The organism is Chamaesiphon polymorphus CCALA 037, from assembly GCF_003003845.1.
In the GTDB taxonomy this organism is placed as follows: Bacteria; Cyanobacteriota; Cyanobacteriia; order Cyanobacteriales; family Chamaesiphonaceae; genus Chamaesiphon; species Chamaesiphon polymorphus.
On sequence record NZ_PVWO01000243.1, the window covers coordinates 1 to 8,535 of the forward strand.

Sequence of the window (8,535 nt, forward strand, 5' to 3'; positions counted from 1 at the left end):
ATGGGTGGATGGGTGGATGGGTAATGGGTAAAAGAAAGATTTTCTCTTCTCAACTCCCAACTCCCAACTCCCAACTCCCCACCTAAAACCTAAAGCCTAATCCCTAAAGCCTAAAGCCTAAAGCCTAATTCTGCGGTTGCCCCAGATAGACTTCAATCACTCTAGGGTCGTTTTGAACTTCATCGATCGTGCCTTCACAGAGGACGGTTCCTTCATGTAAAACAGTTACTTGTCTGGCAATTTGGCGGACGAATTCCATATCGTGTTCGATGACTAAAATGGCATGACTTTCGGATAAAGTCATCAATAAGTTGCCGATATTTTCGGTTTCTTCGTCAGTCAATCCGGCGACAGGTTCGTCAACTAATAATAACTCTGGTGATTGAGCGACGAGCATTCCAATTTCCAATCGTTGTTTTTCACCATGGGAAAGTAGAGCAGCAGCTCGCTCGGCTTTGACTCCTAACCCGATCGTTTCGAGTAATACCCCGATCCGATCGCGTTCCGATTTGGATACTTTTTTAAATAAAGTTCCCCACACATTTTTATGTAGATTGGCGGCTAGTTCTAAATTTTCGCGCGCGGTGAGATTGAGATAAACTCGCGGCGTTTGAAATTTCCGACCGATACCCAATCGCGAGATTTGTTCTTCAGAATAACGCCGGATATTTTGACCTTTAAATAATACCTGTCCGGTCGTCGGTTTGATTTTGCCTGTAATTAAGTCGAGAAATGTGGTTTTGCCAGCACCATTCGGCCCGATTACTACACGTAGCTCTCCACGTGCCATGCTAAAGTTGAGATTATTAATAGCTTTAAAGCCATCAAAATCCATCGTCAAATTTTCAGTTGCTAAGATGTTCTCGTTCGCTTTGTACATCTGGATCTAGGTCTATATCTGGATAAGTATCGATCGACTTTTTTCGTTGAAATAACTTCTTCAAGCCGATAATTCCCTCTGGTAATACGGTAACAACCAGTAGGAATAAGGCACCTTGAAAGAATAGCCAAACATCGGGAAATTGCTCGCTGAGGAGGCTTTTGGCGAAGTTAACTAGTAAAGTACCTAAAATTGCCCCAACTAGCGTAGCGCGACCGCCTGCAGCCACCCAGATCACCATTTCGATCGAGAAGCCAATGTCCATGAGTTGGGGCGAAACTCGTCCGGTTTGGATGGTGTAAAATGCGCCACCAATCCCCGCTAGTGCTGCCGAAACTGCAAACACAATTACTTTAAATCCGGTCGGATTGTAACCAGAAAATCTCAACCGATTTTCATCGTCGCGAATTGCCACCAAGAGATTGCCAAAACTGCCGCTAGTCAGCCACCTACACAGCGCGTAAGCCAGCACTAAAAACGCGATCGTCAGGATGTAAAAGGTATATTGGTAAGTCCCGATATCTGCACCCAAAATTGTTTTAAAATCAGTTAGGCCATTTGTGCCATTAAATAATTTTTGTTGGCCGTTAAAGAAGTTAAAAAAGACAATCGTCGCCGCTTGAGTCAAAATCGAAAAATAAACACCGCGAATCCGATTGCGAAAGACTAAATACCCTAACAATCCCCCGATAATTGTCGGCAAAAATAGGATGGCGACCATCGTAAAACCGAAGTTATGAAATGGCTGCCAAAACCACGGTAATTCAGTTACCCCATACAGATTCATAAACTCAGGTAACCGATTGCTCGCAGTTTCGGGAATCTGCAATTTGAGATACATCGCCAGCAAATAGCCACCCAAGGCGAAAAATACGCCATGACCCAAACTTAGCAATCCAGTATAGCCCCAAATCAAATCGATTCCCAATCCTGCGATCGATAGAGCCAAGAATCGACCTAATAAATTCAGTCGAAAATCAGTCAATACCCACGGCACGATTAAGATTAAAATTAAGGCGATCGCCACAACGATGCCAGCTTCGATGAGTAACTGGTTACCGCGACGTTGCTTGGGCGTATTCATCAGCATAATTCACAACTCTCGATCGCAAATTTATCTTTCATAATGTTGAAAGTAGTTTTTAAAAAGCTAGTCATCCTCTCTACCCTATCCCCTATCCCCTATCCTAGAGTTCGACATTTCGCCCCTTCTGCGGGAAAATCCCACCGGGACGAACTTGTAAAAAGGTAATAATCAAGGCAAATACCATCACTTTTGCCATGCTCGTAGTGGCAAAAAAGGTCAAGAAATCAGCTACAGGTTGAAGGCTCGCAAACATTGAGATGAAGGTGCCAGAACCGATTAAATACGAAGCAGTACCAATCGCTAATGCCGCAATAATCGTTCCGGCTAATTTGCCGACGCCACCGACTACCACCACCATAAATGTATCGACGACATAGTTTTGTCCGGTATTGGGGCCGACAGAACCGAGTAAACTAATCGCACATCCAGCGATACCTGCCAATCCCGAACCGAGGGCAAAGGTAAAGGCATCTACTGTCGCTGTTGGGATGCCCAAACACGCACTCATATTGCGATTTTGGGTAACAGCTCTAATCCGCAACCCCCAATTCGTCCGTTGTAAAAATAGGTAAATACCCACCAAACAAATGGCAGTCATCAGCATGATAAATAATCGACTGTATGGCAGTTGAAAATCACCGATAGGCAATCCGCCGCGCAGCCATGCTGGTGCAGTCACATCGACATTTTGGGCACCAAACCAAGGTTTTGTAATCGTCAGCCCAAAAGTATTACCGAGAAAAATGCTGACGATACTACTAATCCCGATCGATAATGGTAAGATAATCGCGATCGCTTTAGTGCGAATGCTTTCGGCATTGGGACGGCGATTAATTAATTGCATTCCGCCAAAAAATAGCAAGCAAAATAGGGAGATCGCGATCGCCAGTCCCCAACTAATACTCCGCACGAATTGCTGTAAAATCAGACTCACGCCCCAAGTCGCCAGCAGCGTCTCTAAGGGTCTGCCATAGAGAAATCTAATTACACCCCGCTCTAAGACGAACCCCACCGCAGCGGCAACGAAGAAAGCTGCAATTAGCGCGAAGAAAATATAAAACTCAAATAGGGGTGTCGGCAACAATTTGAAGATGTTTTGGACGACGAATGTCGTGTATGCTCCCAACATCATCAGTTCGCCATGAGCGAGATTAATTACGCCCATCAAACCGAATACAATGGCAAGTCCTAATGCAGAAATGAGCAAAACAGAGCCGATACTCATCCCATTAAAAACGGCTTCTAATAGTCCTGATAACACTTTTTAATAGTGAATAGTGAATAGTGAATAGTGGATAGTCTAGCTTTGGTATTTATAAAATAGATATTAGCCAGATAATTGGGTACCCCTACGCAATTTTCTTGTAGGGGTACCCAATAGCTATGACAGTATTAATGCGTGGGCATTAGTACGCTATCTGAGTTAGGCTTTGTACTTACCGCCTTTTGCAGGATCTGACCAATCGCAGGCATAACCTTTGGTTTCTGCTACGTATTGATTCCAGGGGATGGGCTTCACAGCTTCCTTAGATTCAGAAACGACTTTGAACATCCCGTCTGCACCAATTTCACCGATGCGGACGAACTTGGACAGGTGATGGTTATTTTCGAGCGTAACCTTACCTTCTGGAGCATCAAACGTTAAGCCGAGAGATGCTTTGCGCACGGCTTCCATTTCAGTAGTCTTAGCTTTTTCGACAGCCATTTTCCACATATAAACCATGATATATGCAGCTTCCATCGGGTCGTTAACTACACGATCGTTACCGTATTTTTTCTTGAAGTTTTCAACGAAAGTTTTATTCGCTGGCGTATTGACAGTTTGGAAATAGTTCCAAGAAGCGTAGTGACCCTTGAGGTATTCTACCCCGATCGCTTTGACTTCTTCTTCGGCCACACTCACGGACATAACTGGATATTTATCGGGTTTCAATCCAGCACTTTGCATCTGTTTGAAGAATGCAACGTTACTATCGCCATTGAGCGTATTGAAAATGACGCCACCATTGGGTAGAGCCTTTTTAATCTTGGCAATAATTGGTGTAACTTCGTTATTACCTAAAGGTAAATAATCTTCACCGACTGTTTTACCGCCTTTGGCTTGTAATTGAGCTTTGATAATAGAATTGGCGGTTCTGGGGAACACATAGTCCGAACCAACGAGGAAAAATTCTTTACCTTTATTTTTTAGCAACCAGTCAACAGCAGGCTCGATTTGTTGATTGGGTGCCGCACCTGTATAAAAGACGTTTTGCGAACACTCTTGACCTTCATATTGAACCGGATACCACAACATGTGTTTTTTCGATTCAAATACAGGTAAGACAGCTTTCCTACTTGCCGATGTCCAGCAACCAAACACCGTTGCTACTTGGTCTTGGTCGATCAATTTCTTAGCTTTTTCGGCAAATTTATCCCAATCAGAAGCACCATCTTCGACAATTGCTTCGATTTGCTTGCCTAACACGCCACCCTTGGCATTGATTTCGGCGATCGCCATTTGTTCGGCATCGACGACGCTTTTTTCACTGATCGACATCGTACCGCTGAGGGAGTGCAAAATCCCGACTTTAACCGTGTTACCGCTAGCCGCAACTGGTGCTGCACTGGGACTTGCCGCCGTATCTGGAGCGGCACTGGGGCTGGCGGTCGGACTAGATCCTGGCTTAGTACAGGCTTTGAGCAGCAGCGTTCCTGCTACTCCCGCACCACCTAAAATAATAAATCTGCGCCGCCCAAATTGATTTGCCATAACTACCTAATTTCGCTCTTCACACATGGTTTGCTGGCTGAGATATTAATCCTAAATATCTCAGCCACTGTGTATCTTACAATACAAACAAACCAAATATGATAAAGCTTCAGACTTCACAACATAAATCAATTTATCCACATAGACGATCGTCACAGATGAGATCTTTGCTGTTTACTCCAACCAAATTGGATCGCCACAGCGGACGCTTCCCGATCGCAATATAGAGGCGCGGATGCCCGCGATCGAGTTATTATGTCGCGCTGTCGTCCGCAAGATATTTAGATCGGTCGGCAAATCGGATTGTGTTACCGTGGTCACTACGCAGCGGGGACAGGCGGTATCGATACTGAGGGTCACTTCTTCACCAATGGTCATCTGACTGCCCACCCAATCATTTTCAATAAAGGAACTGTGAGGATCTGTTGGCTCGATGAGAATATTGGGACGGAACCGAGCTGGCGCAAATTGCCCTTCGGGATAAAGCTCCTGTAATCGAGCTAAGGTAGCCGTTGTCATTGCATGAATCGGACAGGAGTCAAAAAAGGTGCCCGCAGGCATAAATAATTGCGTAATTGTATCCCGATTTGCCGCTCCTTCGAGGTCGGGCCAATATTGGTCTAAGCTGGGTGCTGCTGGCACGGTGGCTAGTAACTGCACATCTCGTCCCACAGCTTGAGACAAGATCGCATCGATATTACGGCGATCGCTCAGACACTGACTACCATCGGGCAAAACAAAGCTCACCGGAGGCATTGACTCTTGCAGTTGGGGGTTTTCGACAAATGTCGCTTGAAATTGGAGCAATTTCGCCCACTTATGGGGATTTTTGGCACTAGCAATGCGCTGAGTTTGGCAATCCCACAGGGCATAGGCACGATCTCCTAATAACCCTGTCGGCGCGATCGTTACTGTCTCTAATCTTTCTCCCAGCATTGATTTAACTGGATACCGCCACAGGGAGGTAACTTTGCCAACTAAAGTTCGAGTCATAGTTGCCCCCGTAAGGTAATGGCGATCGTTTAAATTAATTGAGAATTGAGAATTGAGAATTGGGTTTTTAGGGTGGGGATTTAGCGGATGTATTTTCGGTTATTTTTCCCGTTCATGAAAATACACCAAGCAAACCCCACCCTACAAACAATCCACCTATAAGGTGGGGGATTTAAGCCCCTGCTTCTCGTTAAACAGCAAGATATTTATGCACCAAATCGTCAGTCAATGCGGGTGTCGCTCCCTCTGCTACGACGACACCTTTTTCCATAATGAAGAACTTTTGCGCGAGCTGGCGCACAAAATCCACCTTTTGCTCGACGACGATTAAGGTAATCCCTTTCTCGCGGTTGATCCGCTTGAGAGTGTCCTCGATTTCTTGGACGATCGAAGGTTGAATGCCCTCAGTTGGTTCGTCTAGGAGCATAATCTTGGGATCGCTCATCAAGCCCCGCGCGATCGCCAGTTGCTGTTGCTGTCCGCCACTGAGTAAACCGCCTTGACGATTGAGATGTTGTTTGAGCATCGGGAAAAACTCAAAAATCTCATGGGGAATTTTACTAGATTTCTTTTTACCCGCCGATAAGCCCAATTTAAGATTGTCCAGCACCGATAAATACGGAATAATTTCTCGTCCTTGAGGAATATAAGCAATACCCGAACGGGCGCGCTTAAAAATCGGCAACCGCGTAATATTTTGCAGATCGAAGATAATATTGCCAGAGATCGCTTTATTTAAGCCAATAACGCTGCGTAAGAGCGTCGTTTTGCCCACACCATTCCGACCGAGGATACAAGCAATATCGCCTCGATCGACGGCCATATTTACGCCAAATAGCACGGGGGTTTGGCCGTAAGAAACTGTTACATCGTTTAGTTCAAGCAGCATCGATTTGTTCGCGTCCTAAATATACTTCGATTACTTTGGGATTGGATTGGACTTCGCCCACCGAGCCTTCAGTCAACTTTTCACCTTGATGGAGCACCACAATCCGTTGGGCGATTTGTTTGACAAACTCCATGTCATGCTCGATAACAACCACCGAATGGTCGATCGCAATTGTCTTAATAATTTCACCAGTGGCGTAGGTTTCATCTGGAGTCATCCCCGCAGTCGGTTCGTCTAGCAATACCACTGCTGGATCTTGAGCCAGTACCATGCCAATCTCTACCCATTGTTTTTGGCCGTGAGATAGTGACGAAACCTTTGAATAGCCTTTTTCTAACAATCCGATTCGATCGAGTACGCTGATAATCTTCTCTTTCTTGGCTGCTGTCAGTTTGGCTTTAATCGAAGCAAACACTCCATGAGTCCCTTTGAGAGCCAGCAACAGGTTATCGAATACCGACAACTCATTATAGACATTGGGGTTTTGAAATTTGCGCCCGATGCCCATCCGCGCGATATGGTAAGAACTTTTGTTGGTAATATCTTGACCCTTGTAATAGACATTTCCTGAGGCTACCGGAGATTTCCCAACGATCGCATCGAGTAACGTACTTTTCCCCGCGCCATTAGGGCCGATAATCGTCACAATTTCGTTAGTGCCCACATCCAGATCGACGCCCTTTAAGGCTTTAAAACCAGAAAAGACCACTTTAAGATCTTTTACTGATAACACAGCCGATTCCGCATTTACCATGTTTTTAGTTGCAATATTATCGTGAGTTTTAATTAATAAAGTTTTACCGTTTAAGTTTTCTCTAATTTGTTAGGACTACTATTGCCAAATAATTTCTTCGGCAATAAACTCATCAGTCCATCCGGTAAAAACAACACTACTACCATCAGAATAATCCCGACAATCAACTGCCAATCTTGAGTAATCCGATCGACTGAATTTTGAATCTGACCGAGCAAAATCGCGGCAATCACTGACCCGAATAGCGTACCACGTCCGCCTACAGCCACCCAGATTACGATCTGAGTCCCAAAAGCCACACCTAGATAAACTGGTGAAATAAACTTATTGAGTGGTACGAACAAACCGCCAGAAATTCCAGCAATTGCTGCCGATAATGTCCAAATAAAAATCTTGAAACTCGCAACGTCGTAACCCAAATAAGAAATCCGTTGCTCGTTTTCTTTAATAGAACGCAAAATTAATCCAAAGTTAGATTTTGTCAACCACCAACTTCCTGCAATAACTAACGCGGCAAAGGTCAGGATGATAAAATAAATGCCGATTGGGGGTACGACAATGCCAAACAGCATCAATTTCGAGACATCGGTAATCCCATTAGTTCCACCTGTATATGCTTGCTGGCTGACAAAGAAAGTAGTTAGTGCTGAAGCGATCGCCAGGGTAATTACGGTAATATAAACACCACTCACTTTCGATCGAAAAATAAACCAGCCGATCGCATAGGCAAAACCTGCGGGAATGGCTACCATGGCAAAGATGGCGACTGGAAAAGATTGCAATGGTGCAATAAACCAAGGTAACTCTTTCAATCCATTCCAGACCATGAAATCGGGAACGGTACCACCATAATTATTAGCATCAGCCGACAGGTTGAGTTTGAGATAATAGGCCATGGCATATCCCCCCAATGTAAAAAATACCCCATGGGCAAAGCTCAAAATTCCTGTAAATCCCCACACCAAATCTAGCGCGACGCCTAATGTCCCAAACAACAGCAATTTTGCCATCAAGTTAGTTTGAAAGGTGCCCGCCACGAATGGGAAAACTATGAAAATTAGTAATACTGCTAAATTTATAATCTGCCACTTCTTCGGAATAAAGTTGGCTTGTTGAATTTGACCGATGATTTGTGCCATTGGTATTTAGAGGGTAGAGAGTAGGGGGTAGATTAGAGAAC

Annotated in this window: 8 protein-coding genes; all 8 read right to left on the minus strand. The window is 44.7% G+C overall.

What is annotated here, in order from left to right:
• Positions 1-124 precede the first annotated feature (124 nt).
• The gene (gene urtD / locus C7B77_RS17470) at positions 125-880 is read right to left on the minus strand and encodes an urea ABC transporter ATP-binding protein UrtD (RefSeq protein WP_106307562.1); all 756 of its coding nucleotides are present in this window, start codon (positions 878-880) and stop codon (positions 125-127) included.
• Positions 846-1,970: an urea ABC transporter permease subunit UrtC gene (gene urtC, locus C7B77_RS17475; RefSeq protein ID WP_106307565.1), complete on the minus strand. Its 1,125-nt coding sequence runs from the start codon at positions 1,968-1,970 to the stop codon at positions 846-848. Before urtC (C7B77_RS17475) ends, urtD (C7B77_RS17470) begins: the two co-directional genes overlap by 35 nt.
• A gap of 97 nt (positions 1,971-2,067) precedes the next feature.
• The gene (locus C7B77_RS17480) at positions 2,068-3,228 is read right to left on the minus strand and encodes an ABC transporter permease subunit (RefSeq protein ID WP_106307568.1); all 1,161 of its coding nucleotides are present in this window, start codon (positions 3,226-3,228) and stop codon (positions 2,068-2,070) included.
• A gap of 162 nt (positions 3,229-3,390) precedes the next feature.
• Positions 3,391-4,719, minus strand: a complete 1,329-nt coding sequence (gene urtA / locus C7B77_RS17485; RefSeq protein ID WP_106307571.1) for an urea ABC transporter substrate-binding protein — start codon at positions 4,717-4,719, stop codon at positions 3,391-3,393.
• Between the two features lie 174 nt (positions 4,720-4,893).
• A complete protein-coding gene (locus C7B77_RS17490; RefSeq protein WP_106307574.1) occupies positions 4,894-5,712 on the minus strand; it encodes an MOSC domain-containing protein in 819 nt (272 codons plus the stop codon).
• A 190-nt stretch (positions 5,713-5,902) separates the two neighbouring features.
• Complete coding sequence (gene urtE, locus C7B77_RS17495) at positions 5,903-6,601, minus strand: urea ABC transporter ATP-binding subunit UrtE (protein WP_106307577.1); 699 nt, start codon at positions 6,599-6,601, stop codon at positions 5,903-5,905.
• Positions 6,591-7,355 carry an urea ABC transporter ATP-binding protein UrtD gene (gene urtD / locus C7B77_RS17500; RefSeq protein ID WP_106307580.1) on the minus strand — a complete coding sequence of 255 codons (765 nt, stop codon included), beginning with the start codon at positions 7,353-7,355 and terminating at the stop codon, positions 6,591-6,593. Before urtD (C7B77_RS17500) ends, urtE begins: the two co-directional genes overlap by 11 nt.
• A gap of 50 nt (positions 7,356-7,405) precedes the next feature.
• A complete protein-coding gene (gene urtC, locus C7B77_RS17505) occupies positions 7,406-8,494 on the minus strand; it encodes an urea ABC transporter permease subunit UrtC (protein WP_106307583.1) in 1,089 nt (362 codons plus the stop codon).
• Between the last annotated feature and the right edge of the window lie 41 nt (positions 8,495-8,535).